General features: G+C 40.3%; 18 protein-coding genes and 1 tRNA gene. 14 read left to right on the top strand and 5 right to left on the bottom strand.

All coding sequences use genetic code 11. The features are described from left to right. Positions 1 to 45: 45 nt before the first annotated feature. From H9565_RS00525 to H9565_RS00515, 3 genes are read right to left on the bottom strand one after another with little or no spacing between them, the layout of a single operon-like run. A complete protein-coding gene (locus tag H9565_RS00525) occupies positions 46 to 1,011 on the bottom strand; it encodes a polysaccharide deacetylase family protein (protein ID WP_215436138.1) in 966 nt (321 codons plus the stop codon). Position 1,012: 1 nt separating this feature from the next. Further along, positions 1,013 to 2,347: an NAD(P)/FAD-dependent oxidoreductase gene (locus H9565_RS00520; protein ID WP_215436135.1), complete on the bottom strand. Its 1,335-nt coding sequence runs from the start codon at positions 2,345 to 2,347 to the stop codon at positions 1,013 to 1,015. Positions 2,348 to 2,352: 5 nt separating this feature from the next. After that, positions 2,353 to 3,351, bottom strand: a complete 999-nt coding sequence (locus H9565_RS00515) for an NAD-dependent epimerase/dehydratase family protein (RefSeq protein WP_215436132.1) — start codon at positions 3,349 to 3,351, stop codon at positions 2,353 to 2,355. A 389-nt stretch (positions 3,352 to 3,740) separates the two neighbouring features. On the opposite strand from H9565_RS00515, the gene H9565_RS00510 reads away from it, so the two are divergent. From H9565_RS00510 to araA, 5 genes are all read left to right on the top strand, one after another. After that, positions 3,741 to 4,418, top strand: coding sequence for an NUDIX hydrolase (locus tag H9565_RS00510; protein ID WP_215436129.1), 678 nt, complete (start codon positions 3,741 to 3,743; stop codon positions 4,416 to 4,418). Positions 4,419 to 4,518: 100 nt separating this feature from the next. Continuing rightward, positions 4,519 to 6,213 (top strand): ribulokinase, encoded by a 1,695-nt coding sequence (locus H9565_RS00505; protein ID WP_215436126.1) that lies wholly within the window; start codon positions 4,519 to 4,521, stop codon positions 6,211 to 6,213. Further along, a complete protein-coding gene (gene araD / locus H9565_RS00500) occupies positions 6,206 to 6,910 on the top strand; it encodes an L-ribulose-5-phosphate 4-epimerase AraD (protein ID WP_215436123.1) in 705 nt (234 codons plus the stop codon). Before H9565_RS00505 ends, araD begins: the two co-directional genes overlap by 8 nt. Positions 6,911 to 6,931: 21 nt before the next feature. Further along, the gene (locus H9565_RS00495; RefSeq protein WP_215436121.1) at positions 6,932 to 8,497 is read left to right on the top strand and encodes a solute:sodium symporter family transporter; all 1,566 of its coding nucleotides are present in this window, start codon (positions 6,932 to 6,934) and stop codon (positions 8,495 to 8,497) included. A gap of 20 nt (positions 8,498 to 8,517) precedes the next feature. After that, positions 8,518 to 10,020, top strand: a complete 1,503-nt coding sequence (araA, locus tag H9565_RS00490) for an L-arabinose isomerase (RefSeq protein ID WP_215436120.1) — start codon at positions 8,518 to 8,520, stop codon at positions 10,018 to 10,020. A 6-nt stretch (positions 10,021 to 10,026) separates the two neighbouring features. Here araA and H9565_RS00485 read toward each other — a convergent pair whose 3' ends face one another. Then, positions 10,027 to 11,214: a hypothetical protein gene (locus tag H9565_RS00485; protein WP_215436119.1), complete on the bottom strand. Its 1,188-nt coding sequence runs from the start codon at positions 11,212 to 11,214 to the stop codon at positions 10,027 to 10,029. Between the two features lie 116 nt (positions 11,215 to 11,330). Here H9565_RS00485 and H9565_RS00480 point away from each other — a divergent pair, with 116 nt between their 5' ends. The 9 genes from H9565_RS00480 (at position 11,331) to H9565_RS00440 (ending at position 21,514) form a co-directional block, all read left to right on the top strand. Beyond that, positions 11,331 to 14,564: a DUF1553 domain-containing protein gene (locus H9565_RS00480; protein ID WP_215436118.1), complete on the top strand. Its 3,234-nt coding sequence runs from the start codon at positions 11,331 to 11,333 to the stop codon at positions 14,562 to 14,564. Positions 14,565 to 14,574: 10 nt separating this feature from the next. After that, positions 14,575 to 16,053, top strand: coding sequence for a DUF1501 domain-containing protein (locus tag H9565_RS00475; RefSeq protein ID WP_215436117.1), 1,479 nt, complete (start codon positions 14,575 to 14,577; stop codon positions 16,051 to 16,053). A 26-nt stretch (positions 16,054 to 16,079) separates the two neighbouring features. Next, positions 16,080 to 17,126, top strand: coding sequence for an NHL repeat-containing protein (locus H9565_RS00470; RefSeq protein ID WP_246560123.1), 1,047 nt, complete (start codon positions 16,080 to 16,082; stop codon positions 17,124 to 17,126). 118 nt (positions 17,127 to 17,244) lie between these two features. Beyond that, on the top strand, positions 17,245 to 17,781 hold the full coding sequence (locus H9565_RS00465) for a RidA family protein (RefSeq protein WP_215436115.1): 537 nt from the start codon (positions 17,245 to 17,247) through the stop codon (positions 17,779 to 17,781). Between the two features lie 3 nt (positions 17,782 to 17,784). Further along, positions 17,785 to 18,795 carry a TRAP transporter substrate-binding protein gene (locus H9565_RS00460; protein ID WP_215436113.1) on the top strand — a complete coding sequence of 337 codons (1,011 nt, stop codon included), beginning with the start codon at positions 17,785 to 17,787 and terminating at the stop codon, positions 18,793 to 18,795. Beyond that, positions 18,785 to 19,249 (top strand): TRAP transporter small permease, encoded by a 465-nt coding sequence (locus H9565_RS00455; RefSeq protein WP_215436111.1) that lies wholly within the window; start codon positions 18,785 to 18,787, stop codon positions 19,247 to 19,249. Before H9565_RS00460 ends, H9565_RS00455 begins: the two co-directional genes overlap by 11 nt. Further along, positions 19,246 to 20,520 (top strand): TRAP transporter large permease, encoded by a 1,275-nt coding sequence (locus H9565_RS00450; protein WP_215436109.1) that lies wholly within the window; start codon positions 19,246 to 19,248, stop codon positions 20,518 to 20,520. The genes H9565_RS00455 and H9565_RS00450 overlap by 4 nt, the downstream gene beginning before the upstream one ends. Before the next feature lie 11 nt (positions 20,521 to 20,531). Then, positions 20,532 to 21,347, top strand: coding sequence for an alpha/beta hydrolase (locus H9565_RS00445; RefSeq protein WP_246560120.1), 816 nt, complete (start codon positions 20,532 to 20,534; stop codon positions 21,345 to 21,347). 95 nt (positions 21,348 to 21,442) lie between these two features. Further along, positions 21,443 to 21,514, top strand: a tRNA-Arg gene (locus H9565_RS00440). Between the two features lie 252 nt (positions 21,515 to 21,766). Here the strand turns inward: H9565_RS00440 and H9565_RS00435 are convergent. Then, the gene (locus H9565_RS00435) at positions 21,767 to 22,498 is read right to left on the bottom strand and encodes a hypothetical protein (RefSeq protein ID WP_246560117.1); all 732 of its coding nucleotides are present in this window, start codon (positions 22,496 to 22,498) and stop codon (positions 21,767 to 21,769) included. Positions 22,499 to 22,915 lie beyond the last annotated feature (417 nt).

The following is a 22,915-nucleotide window of genomic DNA, read 5'->3' as shown; positions in this document are numbered from 1 at the left end:
TCCCATTATTGCTTAGAAAGAGTTATGATATTTTTTTTTCACTTGTTAATCAGGTACTCGCTCTGTTTTTAACCCCTTTTTATCGAGTATGCTATTTACATGCCCGTTCATATCTGTCAGGGTAAAGTGTTTGCCCAATTTTTTCATTACTTTCTTAAATAAGAACACCTTTCTTTCGCTAGAAACATTCATTCCGGGGAAAAAAGCCAAACTGGTTATTTGATCACCTCCTATTAAATCTAACGGGTGCAATAAAAAGCTAGGTTGAGTCTTAGTTATCTTACAAAGGAAAATAGCTATATTCAGGTAAAGCGACATCAAATGGATTGAGATATTGCTTATGTAAATAAGATAGCTTAGGTGAAAGGGAATTCTAAATATAGGCATGGTCGTTACCGGTAATTCCAACAACCGTTGGTTTTTTTTGGTCTTCCAGTAATAAGGCTTCAGCTTTTTAAATCCATCGGAAAATTTGCCAAAAATTTCTTTCCTATCCTCTTTTTCTTCCTTGGAAAGATTAGATGTGCTAAAATAGTACAGTCTGGCTAAAGGGCCTATGACGGTTGGTAATGTGGATGCATCGTATACATAACCTTTATCTGCGAGAACTTCCAGCAAAGTGGGACTCCAACTAAATCCAGGCCCTCTAAAACCCGTTGGGGCTTTTCCTGTTACTTGTTCAATAATATCGTGGGCTGTATCTATTTCGGTGGTCATTTCTTCTCTAGAGTAGAGATGAAGCCATGTTTCATGTACAAAAGAATGGTTTCCTATGTCATGACCGGCATCTGCAATATCTCTTAAGTACTTATGATTCTTTTCAAAAGCAGCATCTTGGCCCACAATAAAAAAAGTAATCTTCAGATTTAATTCGTCCAAGACTTTTAAAACATGTGGTACAAAGATATCCAAGTATGAAGGGTAGCTTTCCCAACCCTCTTCACCATGTATCTTCATATAGGACCATTGGTTGTCCATGTCCAAAGAAAGACTCGCAAAAGGTTTACTCATTTTATTGGGCTATACTTTTTTCTGAATACGATTCTATGTCGCTTTTGAAATTCTTCATGAATTTCTCCACGTGTGTAACTACCGAATTGTTGTTGACGGACTCACTTACAAACTGTGAGGTGTTAAGAACATAAAAATCTGGATGAGGTGTATTCACCTTGGGAACAATTTCAGAGTAATTAAGCACCTGCATGGGCTGAACTTTAAAAGCTCTGTGTACATGGGAGGAAATCATATCGGCTTCATCAAAATCAGGATATAGATATTTAACCCCATCTAGGAAGTCGGCTGTAATTTCTTCATCTGATTTTGACCAAAGTTCGTTATCCTGGCCCACATATTTTGGAAAATAAGTAATATGTTGGTTTGCGGTCTCTTCTAAATCTACCAAAGAACTCATACCGATTACGCCCGTAAAAGGAGTGTCATTATCTCCAATATTCAGCACGTAAAATGGTGTAATGGGTTTTTTGGTAACTAAAATAAGACAAACTACACCAAGATAATCTATAGGTTTCGTGCTTTTTGAGATGTTATAGAGCTCAGGAGAGGTTACCTTTTCCATCACATTAAGTGGGGAAGTAAAAACTACTTTATCAAAATGTTCAGTAGTGCCGTTATAGCTTATATTCATTCCTCCGTCTGGATCTGGAGAGATGTTTTCAACTTTGCTGTCTAAAAGCAGATTAGAACCTTTTTGCTTTAAATTTTCTTCAAGACGGTCAAAAATAGTCTTGTATCCACCGTTAACATAGGCCATGTGCTCTTTTTTGGCTGCAGAGCTTCTGGCTTTGAACAATCTTTTAATGTAAGTCCAGATAAAAACGGCTGAAACTTTCTTGTGGTTTTCTCCTAATTTGGCGTGTAACATGGGAGCCCAGAACTTGTCATAAGTCTTTTTGCCACCCAATTTAATTAGCCAATCGGTTACGTGAATTTTTTCAAGGGCTTTCCAATCATCAGTTCTGGAGCCTTTTAGAATCGTATACCCTAACCTCATTTTATCAATAGGGCCAAGAAGGGGAAATAGTAGAAATTCAAACGAACTACTTACGGAATGAAACTTTTTGTTTTCGTAAAATCCAGTAAGTGAACGGCGCCATTGTATTTGGTCCTCCAAACCTATCTCGTTTAGAAAGTCAATTAAATCTGTATCCGTTGGTGTAATGGCATGATAAAACTTATCCCAAGTAAAATCTCCATAATTGTGATATGTAGAGAGTCCGCCTGGTAAATTATCCTGTTCTAGTACTTTAACGGTTGCTTTGGTTGAGGAAGATATTTTCTGGGCCAATACTAGTCCCATTAACCCTCCTCCAACTATTGCTATTTTCATAAAATTTATGCTTTTTGCAAAGAAACATTTTTCTGCCAATTAAACGTAATCCGTAGCCCTTCTTCTAACGAAGTCTTTGCTTTTATGCCAAGAATCCTTTCCGCTTTGGAATTGTCGGGTACACGTCTCATGACGTCTTGATATTTTCTGCCGGCAGATATTTCGTTATATGGAATCAACTTTACCTCAGAAGTTGTTGGTTCATCAGAAATTTCTTTTAACAATTTTGCAAGGTCTAGAATGGTAATTTCTTCGTTTGCACCAATGTTAAAAATTTCGCCGTTTGCTTCGGGCTTAATGGTTGCGGCGTAAATGCCTTCAACGGTATCGTTTACAAAAGTGAATGTCCGGGTTTGCTGCCCGTCCCCATGAATAGGGATTTCTTTATTGTTCAAAATACAATCAATGAAAACAGATTGTGGGCCTCCCCACCATGATAGATTTTGATTTGGTCCGTAAGAACCAAAAAATCTAAGGATAACTACAGGAAAATCGTAATCTTCCATATAGGCCAAGGCTAAGTGCTCATCAAAAAGCTTTGAAACAGCATAGGCCCAACGGGGCACTTTTGAATCGCCTATAAGACAGTTGCCGTCTTCTTTAAACGGAATATCCGGGCTCATGCCGTAAACGTCTGAAGTGGAGGCAAGAACAAATTTGCATTTCAGTTTTCGGGCAAATTCCAACATGTTTTCACTGCCCTTGGAGTTGATTTTCAGTGTGTCAACAGCGTTACCGTATCTTGGTATTTTAAATGCCGCTAAATGAACGATAACGTCAAAGTCATCGTCCAATCGGTTTATTAGTGTGGTGTCTAAAACATCGCCCTTGATAAAGTCAAAATTTTTGTGATCAAGGCTAGCTTCAATATTTTTTAGAGAACCCATAGAGAGATTATCTATCCCTACAACACGGTGTCCTTCGTTTAACGACTTAACTAAAAAATTTGAGCCCAAAAAGCCGGCAACGCCGGTAATAAGAATTTTTTTGCTCTCAGTAATCATATGGTTAGGTTTGATTTTGTACTGTACAATCGTTTGGGGGCGCAAGATACCGTAATAAAAGAGTTTTATAAAATGGAAACTAGGCGTTTGGTAGAGAAAAAGCGGGTCCATGTCGAAAATTCACGGATAGCTAATTTCTAAAAGGCTGTTTTATGAATAATTGATTGAAAGTAGAATATTTTGACATTTTTAAAGGAATTGTATAAAAACGCTATAATGTTGATTTTCAGAACTTGATATTTTTTCTCTTTTGGTTCGTATTTGAGGAGATATTGAAGGTTTTCAAGAGGATTTTTTCAGCGGAGACCCCTTAAAAATGTCTCAGATACACTTATACAAGGATTCTTTGCGTATTTTTGGAGGAACCATTAACAATAGTTTAGAATAAGATGGATAGAACATATAAGGATATACAACAAATTACATTGGCCGTAGATTGTATCATATTCGGTTTTAATGATAATAGGCTGGAGGTACTTTTGGTGCACAGAGGTTTTGAACCTGAAAAGGACAGGTGGTCCCTTATGGGCGGTTTTGTAGGAAACCATGAAGATTTGGATGATGCGGCGCACCGGGTTTTAAAAGACCTGTCCGGTTTAGAGGATGTGTACATGGAGCAGGTGCGTACTTTTGGCAAAGCCAACCGCGACCCCTATGAGCGTGTGGTTTCCACTACCTATAGTGCATTAATTCTTAAAGAAAAATATAACCAGGAGTTGATAGAGGAGTACCGTGCAGAATGGTTCCCTATAGATGAGTTGCCAGATTTGATTTTTGACCATAAGGATATGGTAGAATCGGCCATTAGGCGTCTTCAAAGAAGAGTGCGTACATTCCCGATAGTGTTTAATCTACTCCCTGAGAAATTTACCTTACCACAGTTGCAGAAGCTATATGAAGGTATTTTTCAAGTGGAAATGGATAAGCGCAACTTTAGAAAGAAACTTGCTACAATGGACTTTTTAGTGAAATTGAACGAAAAGGACATGTCGGAGTCTAAAAAGGGGGCTTTTTTATATCGTTTTGACGAAAAAAAGTACAATAAAACAAAAAACTTTACAATTTAGTTATTAAGTGTTTTTGAAACACTTGTAAAAAGTTCTATATTAGTCTCTTTTACAAGGTGGCCTATTCTAAAATGCTATCTGAATTTTAAAGTTAATACACATGAGGTCACAAATCGCCTATAGCTTAGGCTTGGATTTTGGTTCGGATTCTGTCCGTGCGCTATTGGTCAACACCCAAACGGGCGAAGAACTTACTACTGCCGTACATTATTATAAACGTTGGAAAGAGGGTAAATACTGCAATCCTTCCGAGAACAGTTTCCGTCAGCACCCGCTAGATTATATTGAAGGAATAGAATCTACCATAAAATCCGTGGTTGGCGCTGTAGGGCCTGAAATTGCTGCTCAAATCGTTAGTATAGGTGTAGATACAACGGGAAGTACTCCTGTGGCGGTAAACCGTAATGGTACCCCTTTAGCTTTGCTAGATGAATTTAAAGAGAACCCTAATGCTATGTTCGTGCTTTGGAAAGACCATACGGGTATTAGGGAGGCAAACGAAATCAATGAACTTTGTGAGAAATGGGATATAGACTATTCACAATACGAAGGAGGAATCTATTCTTCCGAATGGTTCTGGAGCAAGATATTACACGTATCTAGAACAGATACTGCGGTGCATAAAGCTGCCTATTCATGGGTGGAGCATTGTGATTGGATACCCTTTTTGCTGACCGGAGGTAAAGATGTTCGGGAAATGAAACGCAGTAGATGCGCCGCAGGACACAAGGCTCTTTGGCATGAAAGTTATGACGGACTGCCACCAAATGAATTTTTTGTGGCATTAGACCCGCTTTTAGACGGGTTAAGGGAACGGCTTTTTAATAAAACATATACTTCAGATATTCCTGTAGGTACCTTAAGTCCCGAATGGGCAGAACGATTGGGCATTCCCGAGAATACAGTGGTTTCCGTGGGGGCTTTTGATGCCCATATGGGCGCTGTTGGTGCAAAAATAGAACCATATTACCTAACGAAAATTATGGGTACCTCTACCTGCGATGTTTTGGTAGCTTCTATGGAAGGCGAGGAAAAATTGGTCAAGGGTATTTGCGGGCAAGTAGATGGTTCCGTCATTCCAAATATGTTGGGCCTAGAAGCTGGCCAGTCTGCTTTTGGCGATATTTACGCTTGGTATAGTAGGGTATTGGCATGGCCAATTGAAGAATTGATATCCAAGTCGTCCTTAATTGATGAGGATACCAAACAAAAACTGATTAAAGAGGCACTCAACAACCTTATTCCTGAACTTAGTGATGCAGCCAGTAAAGAACCTATTGGAGCTTCGGGCGAGTTGGCATTGGATTGGATGAACGGAAGGCGTACCCCGGATGCCAATCAGAATTTAAAAGGGGTCATTGCAGGTATTAACTTGGGTAGTACATCACCTAAAATATTCAGGGCTTTAGTAGAGGCTTCTTGTTTTGGAGCAAAGAAAATAGTGGACCGGTTCCTTTCCGAAGGTATTCCCATAAAAGGGATTATAGCGCTGGGAGGCGTGGCAAAGAAATCGCCATTTATCATGCAAATGATGGCCAATGTGCTAAACATGCCTATTAAAGTAGTGGCTTCCGAACAGGCTTGTGCATTAGGTGCGGCTGTTTTTGGTGCTGTAGCTGCCAAGGTGTACAACAGCGTTCCCGAAGCCATGGAGCAAATGGGAAGTCCTTTTGAGACGATATATGAACCTGACCCTACCGATGCACGAGCATATTTAGAGGTGTATGGCGACTACAGTAGACTGTGCGAGACTATGGAACAACATATTATGAACGAAACCAATAGAAATGGGTAAGTATACAGCGTTAAAAGAGGAGGCCTTTGAGGCAAATATGCAACTTCCGGAATTAGGGTTGGTCCTGTTCACGTTTGGTAATGCAAGTGCCGTAGATAGAGATAAAGGGGTTTTTGCCATTAAACCAAGTGGTGTGCCTTACGCTTCGTTAAAAGTGGAGGATATCGTTATTTGTGATTTTGATGCTAAAATTGTGGAAGGTAAAATGAGACCTTCTTCCGACACAAAAACGCATGCCGTTCTTTACAAAGAATGGGATAAGATTGGAGGAGTGGTGCATACGCACTCAACTTATGGTACGGCATGGGCACAAGCAATTAAAGATATTCCTATCTTCGGAACCACTCATGCCGATCATTTAATTGTTGATATTCCGTGTGCTCCTCCTATGAAAGATGAGTATATTCAAGGCGATTATGAGCATATGACGGGTTATCAAATAATTGATTGTCTAAAAGACAGAGGCTTGGATTATAATGATATAGGCATGATACTGGTTGGTAGTCACGCTCCATTTACCTGGGGAGCAACGGCAGCCAAGGCAGTTTATAATAGCGCAGTTTGTGAGGAAGTGGCTAAAATGGCACATCTAACTTTACAGATAAATCCCAATGCTGCAACGCTAAAGAAAGCTTTGAAGAAAAAGCATTTTGAGCGCAAGCACGGTAAAGACGCTTATTACGGGCAAGGATGTTAAGTTTTAATTGAAATATAGTTTATGGGAATAGCAACGTTCATCGGGTTTACACTTTTAGTGGCAATTATTGCCTATTTATCAACCCGAAAAACAGATGAGACCTCTTCAGACGGTTATTTTCTGGGTGGTCGTAGTCTTACCGGTCCGGTAATTGCAGGATCATTACTTCTAACAAATCTCTCTACGGAGCAGATTGTAGGTATGAACGGTATCGCATATAGCGAGGGGATTCTCATTATGGCTTACGAGGTTTTGGCCGCTATAGCTATGGTGTTTACCGCTTTGGTATTGTTGCCAAGATATTTAAAAGGGGGAATTGCTACCATTCCACAATTTCTTGAAAAACGATATGGTAAATCAACAAAGACATTGGTGTCTCTTCTGTTTTTAGGAGGTTATGCCATTTCAATGCTTCCTACCGTTCTTTATTCAGGTGCTTTGGCAATCAACACTATGTTTGATTTGCCGCAGGCAATGGGTATGGGCGAAGAAGGAGCTCTTTGGGTTACCGTCTGGGGAATAGGCTTAATTGGAAGTATCTACGCCATTTTCGGTGGATTGAAAGCGGTTGCTGTATCCGATTCTATAAATGCAATAGGCTTGATTATTGGAGGCTCCCTTATACCAATTTTTGGATTGTTGTATGTAGGTGACGGAAGTCTTTTTGCCGGAATGGACGTGCTTACGACTAATTTCCCTGAAAAATTCGACATTTTAGGAGGACCCGATTCTTCGGTGCCTTTTTGGACGCTTTTCACCGGTATGGTCATTGTAAACTTTTATTATTGGGGAACCAACCAAGCGATTATTCAAAGAGCACTTGGTGCCAAGAACTTACGTGAAGGTCAAATAGGACTAAGCCTTGCCGCATTCGTAAAGATTTTAGGCCCTTTCATTGTAGTATTGCCGGGTATTATTGCTTTTCAGATTTTTAATGGCGAATTGACCAATGCGGATCAAGCGTATCCTATGGTGGTTAAAAAGGTGTTGCCAACGGCTTTTATCGGTTTCTTTGCAGCTGTCCTTTTTGGAGCTATACTTAGTTCTTTCAATAGTGCCCTAAACAGTTCTGTTACCCTTTTTGGTCTCGATTTTTATAAAGAATACATCAATAAAGAGGCTACGGAGAAACAAGTGGTAAAAGCAGGAAAGATATTCGGAATGTTCTTGGCCATAATTTCTATGATTATTGCTCCATTATTATTTGGAGTTGAAGGTGGTATTTTTAACTATCTGCAAGAATTGAACGGTTCGTACAGTGTGCCAATTTTAGCTATAATCTTAGTAGGGTATTTAACTAAAAAGGTACCGGGTATTGCTGCCAACATTGGTATTGTTTTCGCCGTTGTTACGTATTTGGTAACCCTTTATATTGTTAAGCCGGATATTAGCTTCCTGCATGTTATGGGCATATTGTTCGTTTTGGTAGTGCTTTTAATGTTCGTAATTGGCAAGTTTTGGCCAAGAGAGAATGAGTATGTTCAGGTGTATACGGAGCAAGTAGATATTACTCCATGGAAATTTGCCAAGCCCGTTGGCTTTGTAATATGTTCTATTGTAGTGGGCATGTACGTGTATTTTTCTTAAGAATTAAAGTTTAAAAAATAATGATCGATTTAAGCAAGAACGAAATTTGGTTCGTAACGGGTAGTCAACATCTATACGGGCCGGAAACTTTGGCCCAAGTAGCGGAACATTCTTCTGAAATCGCCAAATATTATAATGCAAACCCAACAATCCCTGTTAAAGTCGTTTTTAAGCCTGTGGTAAAAACCCCAGGTGAAATTAGTGCTTTGTGCAAGGAAGCGAACAATACGGATACTTGTGTGGGATTGGTTATGTGGATGCATACCTTTTCTCCAGCAAAAATGTGGATTGCTGGTCTGCAAGCACTTCAGAAACCCTTTTTGCATTTGCATACCCAATATAACCGTGATATTCCGTGGAACGCCATAGATATGGATTTTATGAATCTGAACCAGTCGGCTCACGGAGGCCGAGAATTTGGTTTCTTGGCTTCAAGGATGCGTTTGAACCGTAAGGTAATAGTTGGATATTGGAAAAGTGAGTCCGTTTTGCTAAAAGTTGGTAACTGGTGCCGTGTAGCTTGTGCCGTTGCCGATTCAAAAAATATGAAGGTGGCCCGTTTTGGTGATAATATGCGCCAGGTAGCGGTCACGGAAGGCAATAAGGTCTCTGCTCAGTTAAAATTCGGTTACGAAGTAAACGGGTACGGCGTAGGTGATTTGGTTAAATATATAGACGGAGTTGCTGAGGGCGAAATTAATGCATTGATTCAGGACTATGAAGATTTGTATATCATTGCATCTAAAATAAAGCTTGATGGAAGCATGCGTAATTCTTTAAAGGATGCGGCCAAAATAGAATTGGGTATGCGCGCTTTTCTAGAGGAGGGCGGTTATACCGCTTTTACGGACACCTTTGAGGATTTACACGGAATGAAACAATTACCGGGTATAGCAACACAAAGACTAATGGCCAGCGGTTATGGTTTTGGTGGCGAGGGCGATTGGAAGACTGCCGCATTGGTACGTACAATGAAAGTTATGGGTTCTGGCCTTGAAGGAGGAAACAGCTTTATGGAGGATTATACCTATCATTTTGATCCTAGTAACACTACTGTTTTGGGTTCCCATATGCTGGAGATATGTCCGTCCATTGCTAAAGGAGATGTTTCTTGCGAAATCCATCCTTTGGGAATCGGAGGAAAAGAAGACCCCGTACGCTTGGTTTTTAATGCAGGCGCGGGTAATGCTTTAAATGCATCCATTGTAGATATGGGCAACCGTTTTAGAATGTTGGTTAATAAAGTAGAGGCTCTAGAAATTAAAAATGATATGCCAAACCTTCCCGTTGCTAGAGTGCTTTGGGATGCCAAACCTGACCTTCAAACGGCCGCAGCTGCTTGGATTTATGGTGGCGGGGCTCATCATACTTGTTATAGTCAGAATATCTCCGCAGAATCACTTGAGGACTTCGCCGAAATTATGGATATAGAGTTTTTATTGATTGATGAAAAAACAGACCTCCATCGCTTTAAACAAGAACTACGCTGGAACGATGCTGCGTATGGCCTAAAAGGGATTTAAAAACTCCTAATCCAGTTCCAGTTCCTTTACGTGAATTATTTTAGAGCTAAGCTCCATTCGGTCAATGCCGTTTACTTCCATGAAGACCTCAAAGAACTGGGGTATTTTCCCTAAGTCGGTTTTCATGCGGGATTCCAATTGCTTTACTAAAACAGGGTTGGTGAAGTTTTTTAGACTTTGTGATGCTCCCGTATCCCATAATCCGGCAAAAACATAGATGGCATTGTTGTTAGGGCCTGGCGCTTTAATAATTATGGCGTAATCTTTATGGTACGCTTCTGCATCTCCACTGGGGCGGTAAATAGTGTCCCCTTTGGGTGAAAAAGTATCGCCAAGAGGATTGTATTTCACACTACTCTTCTCAATATAGTCTTTAAATATTCCAAGGGTCTTCGCCATTCCTACAACCATAAAATCGTTTTCCGGAAGCTCTTTTGGACCAAAACGTAAAACCGTACGTACGTTAAAATCTTTGTTCTTAGAAGTAAGAACTTTGCTAATATCCTTTACCCATTCCGTACTATTTCTAATTAGAAAACTGTATTCCATAGGCTCGTATATATAACCTTCACTACCAATTTTAGGAAGTGAATCGTAAAGTTGGTTCTCTGAGTTTATGAGCGAATTCCTAATCACTTTCTCGCGATGGGAAGAAGTATCTATTTCTCTGTAAATAAAAAGGTCTCCTAAGACCAGGATCATCGGCTTTTTTGAATTGAAAATACCGTTCCAAATTACAGAATCGGAAAATTGGTCCACAGTTTTATTGTTTCTATATAGTATCCAATTTCCAATAACGGAGGTCAATAAGAGAAAGCCAAGTAGAAGTAGTATCTGTTTTCTAGATAGAAGTCCGTTGGATTCTTTCGGTGTCTTTTTTTTAGTTTCAAATTCTACTTTGTAGCTCCCTTTTGGTACACGCAACAAGATGGGGTCGTTTAACCCTTCATTTTGATAATAGGCCTTGAGTTTTTTCCTTAGGTTATAGACATAGACTCGAATAAGTGTACTTTGTGAGGGGTCAAATTCTTTCTTAGCAAATATTTCTGTGGCAATGGTAGTTTCCTTGGGTACATCATCTTCCAAAGTACACTGTACAAGGTATCGCAACAGGTTGGCGTAGGTAGTGGAATTGCCAAAAGACTTGCTTGAAATTATCTTGTTGACATAAAAAGTGTAATCCTTGGAATTCATTGCTTCAAAGAAGGAATTTTTTAAAGATAATTAAAATTATTAACAGTTAACGAAACAGTTTTTTAACGCATTAACAGTTAAAATGCGGTTGTATATTGATAAAAATTCCAAAACCAATGCGATTTTTATCGAGACTATTTTTAGTTATCTGTTGCCTGTGTTTGAGCAGTTGCGGATGGAACGCACCCGAAGAAATTGAGGAAGCAATGGCCAAACTACCGGAACGGGTAGATTTCAATTATCACGTAAAACCTATATTATCGGATAAGTGTTTTGCTTGCCACGGTCCAGATATGGCCAACCAAAAAGCTGGACTTCGTTTGGATATTGCCGAGAGTGCTTACGAAGCATTGGAAAGCTCAGGGAAGCATCCTATTGTACCCAAAAAACCCGGAGAGAGCGAGGTGGTAACTCGAATTTTATCCGATGACCCAGAACTGAAGATGCCACCTGTAGAGTTTAATGTGGCTTTGAGCAAAAGTGAAATTGCAACGATTACCAAATGGATCGAGCAAGGTGCCGAGTACAAACCCCATTGGTCGTTTATAAAGCCCAAAAAAGAAGAAGCTCCAAAAGTGACCCTCGCTGAATGGCCTAAGAATACTATTGACCAATTTGTTTTGTCCAAGTTGGAGCGTAAAAGTTTAAGCCCTTCTGAAAGGGCTACAAAAGAGCATCTTATTCGCCGGCTAAGTTTCGATATTGTAGGATTACCACCAACCTTGTTACAGATTGAGGATTTTGTAAACGACACATCGCCGGATGCGTATGAAAAAGTAGTGGACCGCCTTTTAGCCTCTCCGGCATATGGTGAGCGTATGGCTGCCGAATGGATGGATGTGGCCCGTTATGCGGATAGCGATGGCTATTTGGATGATAAACATCGCGATTTTAGTCCGTATAGGGATTGGGTGATAAAAGCCTTTAACGAGAACATGTCCTACGAGCAATTTGTAACATGGCAGTTGGCGGGAGACCTTGTTAAAAACCCATCGCAAGAAAGTATTTTGGCAACCGCCTTTAATCGCTTGCACAAAAAGAACTCTGAGGCGGGAATTGTTTTTGAAGAATATCGGGTGGAGTATGTGGCGGATCGTACCTTGTCTGTTGGTAAAGCATTTTTAGGATTGAGTGTGGAATGTGCCAGATGCCATGACCATAAGTATGACCCTATCAGCCAAAAAGACCATTATGAGCTTTTTGCCTTCTTCAATAGTACAAATGAAATTGGGACGCCAGTATACGGACCAGGTCAAGTGCCCGGACCATCACTTTTGCTGACAAATGATGAGCAGAAAGAAGTGTTGGAGTTCATGGATAGAAATATCGATTTAACACATAAACAATTGATTTCGGTTGAAAAAGAAACACCGGATGAGTTACACAATTGGTCAAGAAATCCTAAGGTTCTAGAGACTTCGCTGCAGAAAAGTTTAAAAAAGGGGTTGCAGGCCAGTTTAAATTTTGATTCGTTTTTACCTCGGGATAAGAAATCGTTCAGCACTCAAAACAACGGGGGAGACAGGCAGTCGGTAACCGTCAGGGAACCAATTATAGACAAGGGTCTAAACGGAAAAGCAGTTTTTTTTGGAGATTATACCACTATGAGAATGCCCGGAAAAGTAGGGTGGTTTGATCAATCTGATCCATTTACCATTTCCATTGCCGTAAAACCGGATAGAAACTATGAAGAGGCCGCAATTTTCACGCATTCCGAAGAAGTTAGGCAAGGATTAAAAGGCTATTCTATGCACCTAGAGGATAACAAGCTTAAGTTTATAATTGCGCGTTCCTGGCCATCCAATGCCATTCAGGTAAAAACAAAGGAATCTATTCCTGAGAAAGAGTGGAGCTCCGTAACCGTGTCCTATAATGGGTTGGGCAAAGCGGATGGAGTTCATATGTATTTGAATGGAAAAGAGGTGCCGGTAGAAATTGAAATAGACAACCTTTATAAGTCAATCTTATTCAAGAAAAATGCACATAATTATGCCTTTACCGGTTTTACTGTTGGCGTAAGTGGCAAGTTTAAATCCTTTAAGGACGGTGGGGTGGATAATCTCAAGATTTATAACAGACAGCTGTCCCCTTTGGAAGTGCTTTACAGCATGGCTCCAAAAACGGCAATAGAAGAAGCAGGGCGTAACGGTAAGGAATTATTGACGGATTTCTACTACCTAAGTATAGACAAGGAGGTGGAAAATACAAGAATTAAGTTGAAGGAACAACGAGAAAAACAGCTTAATGAATTAGAGCCTATAAAAGAAATTATGGTATTGGGAGATTTACCAAAGCCCAGACCTACTTATATTCTTGATCGCGGAATGTACGATGCTCCTACGGAAGAGGTGCAGCCCAATGTGCCGGAAGTTGTAATGCCCTTTGGCGATGATTTGCCCAAAAACAGGTTGGGACTTTCACAATGGCTGTTCGATAAAAATAATCCGTTAACAGCAAGGGTATTTGTAAACCGCTTATGGCAAATGCACTTTGGTCAAGGCTTAGTGTCCACTTCGGATGATTTTGGAAACCAAGGCAGCTTGCCGTCCCATCCCGAATTATTGGATTGGCTGGCCGTAGCGTTTATGGAGTCCGGTTGGGATATCAAAAAATTACACAAGCTAATTGTTATGTCCGCCACCTATCAACAAAGCTCGGAACTTACCCCGGAATTATTGGAAATTGATACAGACAATATCTTATTGGCGCGAGGCCCTAGTATGCGAATGACCGCAGAAATGGTAAGGGACAATGCTTTGGCTATCAGTGGGCTTTTGGTTTCTAAAATTGGTGGAGAAAGTGTTTATCCCTATCAACCAGAAGGCTTGTGGGACGAAATCAGCAACAAGCCCTGGCGCTACAGATACAAACAGGAGCATGGGGAGGGTTTGTACCGAAGAAGTCTTTATACCGTTTGGAAACGAACCTCGGCACCGCCGTCTATGCAAATTTTTGATGGTGGAGATCGAAGTGTGTGCACCGTTAAAAGAAGGGAGACCAGTACCCCGTTACAGGCTTTGGTGCTATTGAACGACCCTCAATATATAGAAGCTTCGTACGTCCTTGCCGAAAGTTTGATTGAGGAAACCGCCTATAACCCGGAACTACTATTGCAAAAGGCGTTTCAACTAAGCACGGGTAGAAAAGCCAAAAAGGAGGAAATGGGTGTTTTGAAGAAGTTTCTTGATGATGAACTCCACCGGTTTTTGGAGCATGAAGAGGATGCCATTGCCTATTTGAATATGGGCGAAACCAAAATAAAAAACACCTCGGACCCAGTGAAGGTGGCGGCATTGGCAACGGTTATTAACGGAATTATGAATACTACCGAAGGATTCACCATACGATAAGAAGAAGATTATGAGAGATATTCATGAACAAAAGAAGTTTGAAGATACCCGTAGGGGCTTTTTAAAGAAAGCGTCCTTGGGGTTTGGGTCCATTGCACTGTCCAGTCTTTTGGGTCCAACAGAATCTTTTGCCAATGATTTGCTGGTTTCTAAAAGGCCTTCGTTGGTAAACGCTCATGGAGGCGCATTGGGCGGAACCCATTTTCCCGCCAAAGCCAAGCGGATTATTTATTTGTTTCAGAGTGGTGGTCCGTCTCAAATAGAAACGTTCGATTATAAGCCTTCCTTGGCCAAATGGCATGGTCAAGAAATACCTGATTCGGTTAGGGGAACACAGCGTAATTCTGGAATGGTGACTTCACAAAGCACTTTTCCCTTAGTACAGTCCATTTTCGATTTTAAACAACACGGTCAATCCGGTGCTTGGGTGAGTGAGCTTTTTCCGCATACCGCTGGTGTTGTGGATGACCTTTGTATTATAAAGTCAATGTATACCGAAGCTATTAACCATGAACCAGCGGTTATGTTTATGCAAACGGGCTCTCAATTAAGTGGTAGGCCTTCAATTGGGTCATGGTTAAGTTATGGCCTTGGGAGCGATAATAAGGATCTGCCCAATTTTGTAGTGATGCTTTCCAAAGGAGGAGGTGCCCAACCCTTGAGTTCGGCGGCCTGGGGGAATGGGTTTTTGCCTTCCCACCATCAGGGAGTTCAATTTCGCTCGGGCAAAGATCCGGTGTTGTATTTGAATAATCCGCATGGGGTACACGATCACGACCGTAGGCGGGCGCTGGACTATATTTCGGATTTGAACAATCAGCAGTACGATATCTGGAAAGATCCGGAAATTCAATCTAAAATAAATCAATATGAAATGGCATATCGCATGCAGAATTCGGTACCGGATGCGGTAGATACTTCCAATGAGCCGGACCATGTGTATGAATTATATGGTGAGGATGCCAAAATTCCGGGCACCTATGCTGCCAATTGCTTACAGGCAAGGCGCCTAGCGGAAAAAGATGTAAAATTTATACAGCTATACCATATGGGGTGGGACCAACATGGTGGGCTCCCCAATGGAATTAAAAGACAGGCATTGAGCACAGACCAAGCTACTGCTGGGCTTATTACGGACTTAAAACAACGCGGACTTTTAGAGGATACTTTAGTAGTTTGGGGCGGAGAGTTCGGGCGCACCAGTTTCTCGCAAGGTAGACTAACTGCTGAAAGTTATGGGAGAGACCATCACCCGGGTTGTTTTACCATGTGGATGGCAGGTGCGGGCGTCAAGGCGGGAATGGTCTATGGTGAAACTGATGATTTTAGCTACAATGTTGCCCGGAACGGGGTACATGTTCATGATTTCCAAGCCACCATAATGTATTTGTTGGGTATAGATCATGAAAAGCTTACCTTTAAACACCAAGGTAGAAGATACCGTTTGACCGATGTTCACGGTCATGTAGTAAAAGATATTTTAGCTTAATGCGCATGCCAACAAGAAGAGAATTCATGAAAAAAACAACCATGGGTACGGGAGGTATTTTAGCCATGACCACTGTGCCGTTCTATATTAATAATTTAAAAGTTAACCTCAGCGAAGAGATAATTGGTCATGGTGATTTTAAATACCGGGTTGAAATGGGTTGGGGAGATTTGGACCCTAAGAAACACCCTGTAAATAATTGCCATGAAATGGTGATGGATAAAAAGGGTAGGTTGTTTATGCTTACAGATCATGCCAAGAACAATATGTTGGTATATGATAAATCTGGGGTATTGCTACACAGCTGGACATTAAACTTGCCAGGGGCACATGGCCTTACAATTCATGAAGAAGGAGGCGCAGAGTTTCTGTACATTACCGATCCGTCTTTGGGAAGGGTAATAAAGACCGACCTAGATGGAGGTGTGATACTAGAGATAGCATCACCCGCTTCAAAGGGTATATATGAACAAAATGCACCATTCAAACCCACAGAAACCGCAATAGGGCCCAATGGTAATATTTATATTGCCGATGGATATGGGTCACAGTTCATTCTGCAATACGACCCCAAGGGTAATTTTATTAGAAAATTTGGGGGAGACAGTTTTCTTTCACCCGAAAAATTTAAACAGGCACATGGTGTTGCTATTGATAATAGGGATCCTTCAAACCCAACGCTACTTTGCACCGCACGTATAAAAAATTCATTCAAGAGGTTTTCCTTGGAAGGGGAGTATATAGAAGATTACTACATGCCCGGTTTGTTTGTGAGTAGACCTGTCATAGATGGTGAAAATGTATACTCGGGAGTTTGTTTTGGTATGGAAGAAGGCAATTATAATATGCAGGCCAACAAGGGTTTTGTAACCATTTTGGATAAGGATAATGAGGTAGTGTCCAACCCAGGTGGCACGGAACCTACATATGAAAACGGGAAATTGAAATTAATGCTCCAAGAAAAACCGATTTTCAAACACTGTCATGATGTATGTGTAGATAACGATAAAAACCTATACGTATGTCAATGGAATGCGGGTGGAATCTACCCATATAAGCTCCATAGAGTTTGAAACTAGTTTCATATTTGAAACAAATTATTTTTTGTTTGTTGGCTATTTTCTGTTATTCAAGGTTTTAATGAAAGTTGTAAATGTGTATCTTGGGCATTCAACAGCGAATTGAAACTTTATGAAAATCTTCTTTGTAGTTGTAGCCATTGCCCTAATTATACCTTTTATGGGTAATGCTCAAAATGATGCCGAATATAATCCAGAAGCTAAACTTGCAGAACTTGGAATTGAACTTGTAGAGCCCTCCGCTCCAATGGCCAATTATGTAAATGCGGTACGTACCGGCAATCTTATTTTTCTTGCCGGTAAAGGACCAACAAAGGCAAATGGTGAGAATATTACAGGTAAGTTGGGGCAAGACCTTACTATTAAAGAGGGTTATGAGGCTGCAAGGATAACGGGCATCAATCAAATTTCGGTCTTAAAATCGGAATTAGGTGATCTTAAAAAGGTAAAGCGTATTGTAAAAGTACGCGGTATGGTAAATGCCGTTCCGGATTTTACCGATCAACCCAAAGTTATTAATGGATATTCGGATCTAATGGTCCAAGTTTTTGGCGAACGTGGCAAACATGCACGTGCTGCAGTTGGCATGGGTTCGTTACCCGGCAATATTGCCGTGGAAATAGAAATGGTGGTTGAGGTAGAAGATTAGATTATGCGCAATCAAGGAGTGTTAAGTTGTATTTTAAAGAAGGCAGTGCTATGTCTTTTTGCCCTGTTATGTTTCAATAGCTGTAAACCGGATAAACCTGAACCGGAATTTTTGTTGCGAACGGCCCTTTTGGTAAACGAAGAACATACCTGGTATAAGGCTTTTGTATATTTTGGGCAGATTCTAGAAGAACGAACCGAAGGACGAATAAAGGTAGAGATATACCCTTCCGAGCAGTTGGCCAAGGAGGTTGAGGCCATTAGGCTCATTCAGGCCGATGTGATAGATATGACTACCACGGGTTCTATCTTAACCAATTGGTTTGAGGTGGCCACTTTCTGTGAGCTTCCTTTTTTAATGCAGGATTCAACGGATATGAATAGGTATATTAATGGACCAATTGGTAAGTTGATGGAAGAAGAAATGATAAACAAGGCCGGCCTACGGTCATTGGGTCATTTTGAACGTGGCCCTAGGCATTTAACGTCAAACCGTCCTATCCGGCATCCGGATGATTTAAACGGGCTCATCGTAAGAATTCCCAATGTTCCTTCTTTTGTTACGCTATGGAAAGCCCTTGGAGCAAAACCCACGCCCATGGCTTTTTCCGAAGTTTTTACCTCTTTACAGCAAGGTACTATAGAAGCACAGGAAAATCCGTTTGCATTAATCAACAATGCGGGCTTTTCCGAAGTACAGCAGTACCTGAACTTAACGAGCCATGTTGTAAGTTGGGTGTACCCCGTAGTGGGTGAAAAGCAGTTTCAAAGATTACCTCCGGACTTAAAGAAAATTTTTATGGAAGCCGCCAAAGATATGCAGGCCTATGAACACCATCTTTTTTTGGAGAACGAAAAAAGTGTTCAGGAAGAACTAAAGGCCAAGGGTATGGAATTTATAGAGGTGGATAAAGATGCTTTTCAACAAAAATGTGAGGAAGCTATTTACAAAAGCCTTTCGCCTGAAATGCAAAAAATTTACAATCAACTGAAAATAGAGAAAGATGCTTCATAAAGCTATTGGACGTATTCTAAAAGTGGGTGCGTTACTAAGTACGTGGGGGCTGATTGCCACGGTGTTATTACAAATTTTTTGCAGGTTTACTCCGCTTGCAACTCCTTCTTGGACGGAAGAAGCCTCAAGGCTCTTTTTTATCTATGCTACATCTTTTGGTGCCGGTCTGGCCATGAAGAGCGAATATTACGTGCATTTAGATATGTTCTTTAGCAGGTTTCCTGTGCGTATGCAGCGTACGTTGGTTAAGGTTATTCCGGTAATAGTCTTGCTTTTGTTTGTGCTCATGGCTATTTATTCTATACAATTTGTAGTGTTGGGTATTCCTGAGAAGTCCCCCAGTATGGGTTTTAATATGGGCATTGCGTTTTTTAGTATGTTCATTATGTCTGCTTCTATTAGTTATTATCTGTGGAAAAGGATTCAAAGAAATTATAAAAATTCTAAAGTATGATTTGGGTTCTTGTTATTGTATTTATCGTGTGTCTTGTGCTGCGTTTTCCAATAGCCTTTGCGCTGGGACTTTCTTGTTTGAGCTATATTTTGATGAAAGGTATTCCGTTGATTATCGTACCTATGAAAATGTATGCAGGCATAGATGTGTTCGTGCTTTTAAGTGTTCCCGGTTTTATTATGGCAGGAAATCTTATGAACCAAGGCGGACTAACGGAAAAAATCATCACGTTTTGTAACCATTTGTTGGGGCATATTAGAGGAGGACTTTCTTTAGTGAACATTGGGGCGTCAATGCTGTTTGCCGGTATTTCCGGTACGGCTATTTCAGATACGGCAAGCATGGGGTCTATTATGATTCCTGCAATGAAAAAGGAAGGTTACGATACTGGCTTTTCATGTGCGGTTACTGCGGCTTCCTCTACTATAGGGCCTATAATACCACCAAGTGTGCCTATGATTATTGCGGCTACTTTAAGTGGACTTTCCGTGGGTAAATTGTTTCTTGCCGGTGCGTTGCCAGGATTACTTTTAGGAATAGGGTTATTGTTGACGGCTTATTTCATATCAAAAAAGAAAAATTACCCCAAACATGCCCGTAGCAGTTTTAAGCAAGTGGCACGTGGTTTTGTAGATACGTTTTGGTCGCTTTTAATGACTTTTATTATTCTATACGGTATTATCGGCGGAATTTTCACTCCTACCGAGGCTTCTATTATTGCCGTGGTGTACGCTTTAGTAATAGGTAAATTTGTTTATAAACGCTTGAATTTCAAGAACATTCAAGTGGTTTTTTTAGACAGCATGAAAACTTCGGCATCGCTTATGGTGCTGGTTGGTTTTGCCAATCTATTCGGTTATATATTGATTACGGAGCAGATTCCACAAAGTATCTCCAATGAGATTTTAGGTTTTACGGACAATAAATACGTAGTGCTATTGCTCATAAATTTGCTACTTATAGTGGTCGGGACTTTTATGGAAACTATTGCGGCATTACTTATTCTTTTTCCCATTTTGTTAAAGGTTGCTTTGGCAGTAGATGTTGACCCTATTCATTTTGCGGTAATAGCCGTATTGAATCTAATTATTGGTTTAACCACTCCACCTGTAGGTGTTTGTCTTTTTGTGGCATCTAGTATCGGTAAAATATCTATTGGGGAAGTAAGTAAGGCGGGTATGCCGTTTTTATTGGTCAGTTTTTTGGTACTCATTCTGGTAACCTTGTTTCCTTGGTTTTCGTTAGCTTTACCTAATCTGTTTATAGATTAAAGCTAGAGCGTATGATATTTAGTGTAAGGGTTGTTTTTTTTAGTTTGTTAATGGTGGTTACTACCGCCTTTGGTCAAGAGGGGTATATCCTAAAGGAGAATATTCCCTATTACCCGGAAACCGTCCAATCCCAAAATCAATACTTAAAAGAACGTTGCAAGTTAGATGTTTACTATCCCAAAGATAGTATTAGTGCTCCCGTTGTGGTTTGGTTTCATGGTGGCGGGCTGGAAAATGGACAGAAGAATATTCCGGAGGGACTGGAGGAAAAAGGTATTATAGTGGTGGCCGTTAATTATAGGATGCATCCCAAAGTAAAACACCCCGTCTATATAGAAGATGCGGCAGCGGCAGTAGCTTGGGTTTTTAAGAATATCTCTGAGTATAATGGTAGTTCTGATAAGATTTTTGTTTCCGGTCATTCTGCCGGTGGATATTTGGCAAGTATGGTTGGGTTGGATAAATCCTACTTGGAAAAACATGGTATAGATGCCAATAAAATTGCAGGCCTGGCTCCGTTAAGCGGGCATACCATAACGCATATGACCGTTCGTAAAGAAATGGGAATAGAAGGAACCCAGCCTATTGTAGATAAATATGCGCCCCTATTCCATGTTCGTAAAGATGCGCCACCTATGTTGTTGGTAACCGGCAATCGTGAGTTGGAGCTGTTAGGACGTTATGAAGAGGTAGCTTATTTTTATAGGATGATGAAGGTTTTGGGCCACCCAAATGTACAGCTCATGGAACTTGATGGTTATGGCCATATCATGGTCTATCCGGCCTTACCGTTGATTGTTAATTTTGTAAAAGAAATAACAGAGTAAGCGTCAAAGACTTTTTACCTGAAACGGTCTAAAATTAGTTGTCCGGTTGTTTCTGCACTTCTAAAAAAACTTTATTTTTGCCCTCTGGATTAATTGGCCCCGTAGTTCAATGGATAGAATAGAAGTTTCCTAAACTTTAGATGCAAGTTCGATTCTTGCCGGGGTCACTTTTCTTGGAAATGGTTTACTAGATCTTATAGACGTCAAATTTTTTCACCAATTCGTCTATCCTTTTTTTGTTTTCCTCTAGCTTTTCCTCAAGTTCCTTTATCTGTTCTTTCGTAAGGGGGTTCATACCATCATTATTATGATTGTCCGTTTATAACGGCGCATGAAGGCTTACATTGTGTTTTATTTTTATGAATTATGATATTTTTATCATAAGAATTGTTGATAACTTGTTTTAAGACCGAATAATTTCAATTTTTTCTCTTGGCCCAAATCTCATACATAGGTTCTCCTTTGCTGTTCTTTCCGGTATGGTGCCAGTCCGCATTCTTTAGCTCATAATTAAAATTTAGGGTAGCACCAACACGGGAATTATCTTTTGAGAAAAATTCAATATGCTCAACATACTTTCCGTTTTTAGAAGAAAAACTTCCGCCGCCGGTGCCAAAAAATTTCATGGTATCCGTATTGTAGGCTATCCATTGAAAACGACCGTTCTTTAGAAATTTCAGTGTTTTTCTGGGGTTTTCCTCACCCCTTCGTTCTTGTCCCGTATCTGGGCCACGGGTAACGAAAAGCCACTTGCCGTCCAGCTCTTGTTCTGACGGGGCAATGGGTTTAAAGGTTTGTTTGGATTTCATTTCAAGGATGAGATTTTCACCTTCGGTTTTAAAGGGAATATTGAGCGTTTTTAATTGGTCCTTTTCATAATTAGAGTTGAATTCCAATTGTAATACAAGTTCGTTATCTTTTACTTGAACAAAACCACCGCGCGTCATGATAAATTGGGCCGGTTTCTTTTCGTAGACGGTATGTGTAAAATAATCACCATCAATTTTGAGTTCATGGGTGATGTTTTTTGCATCAACTTCTTCCTCAAAAAAGTAAGTGTTTGAAGGTATTTGCGCATATAATATGTTTGTAAGGGCCAAGAGCAAGCATAAACTGATGCTTTTGAGATGGGGTATGCTGTTTTTTTTCATTTGTCAAGGGTGTTTTAATGTCTTAAAAATAAGATAATTAGATGATATTTTTTGATATAGTTGTAGTTGTAAAAACTTTTTTTCGCGTTTTATCGTAAATTTTTTGAAAACGCTTGTTTTTACAATTTTTTTGTTTTCATTTGTCCTGTCTTTAGCGACGTAAAACTGAAGGCATTATGAGCTTTTAGCTGAACAACATGCAGTGTGTTTCTATGTTCGGGCTATGGGAGATTAGGAAGTCAAATCTCATAGCAACCCATAAGATGGGCGACCGGATTTTAAAGCTAACTTCCGATTTTTTCACTTCTATTGTGCAAAGCCAGCACAACTACTTCTTTATTCCTACTACCCAGGAACAAATTCTTATATGATACCATCGGTAACAATTTCATAACGCGTACAAACGCATTACTTAAA

The sequence above is a fragment of the Zobellia russellii genome (assembly GCF_018728565.1).
Taxonomy (GTDB): domain Bacteria; phylum Bacteroidota; class Bacteroidia; order Flavobacteriales; family Flavobacteriaceae; genus Zobellia; species Zobellia russellii.
The sequence above is the reverse complement of the archived record's forward strand: the minus strand, read 5'-3'. Positions and strand labels throughout refer to the sequence as shown.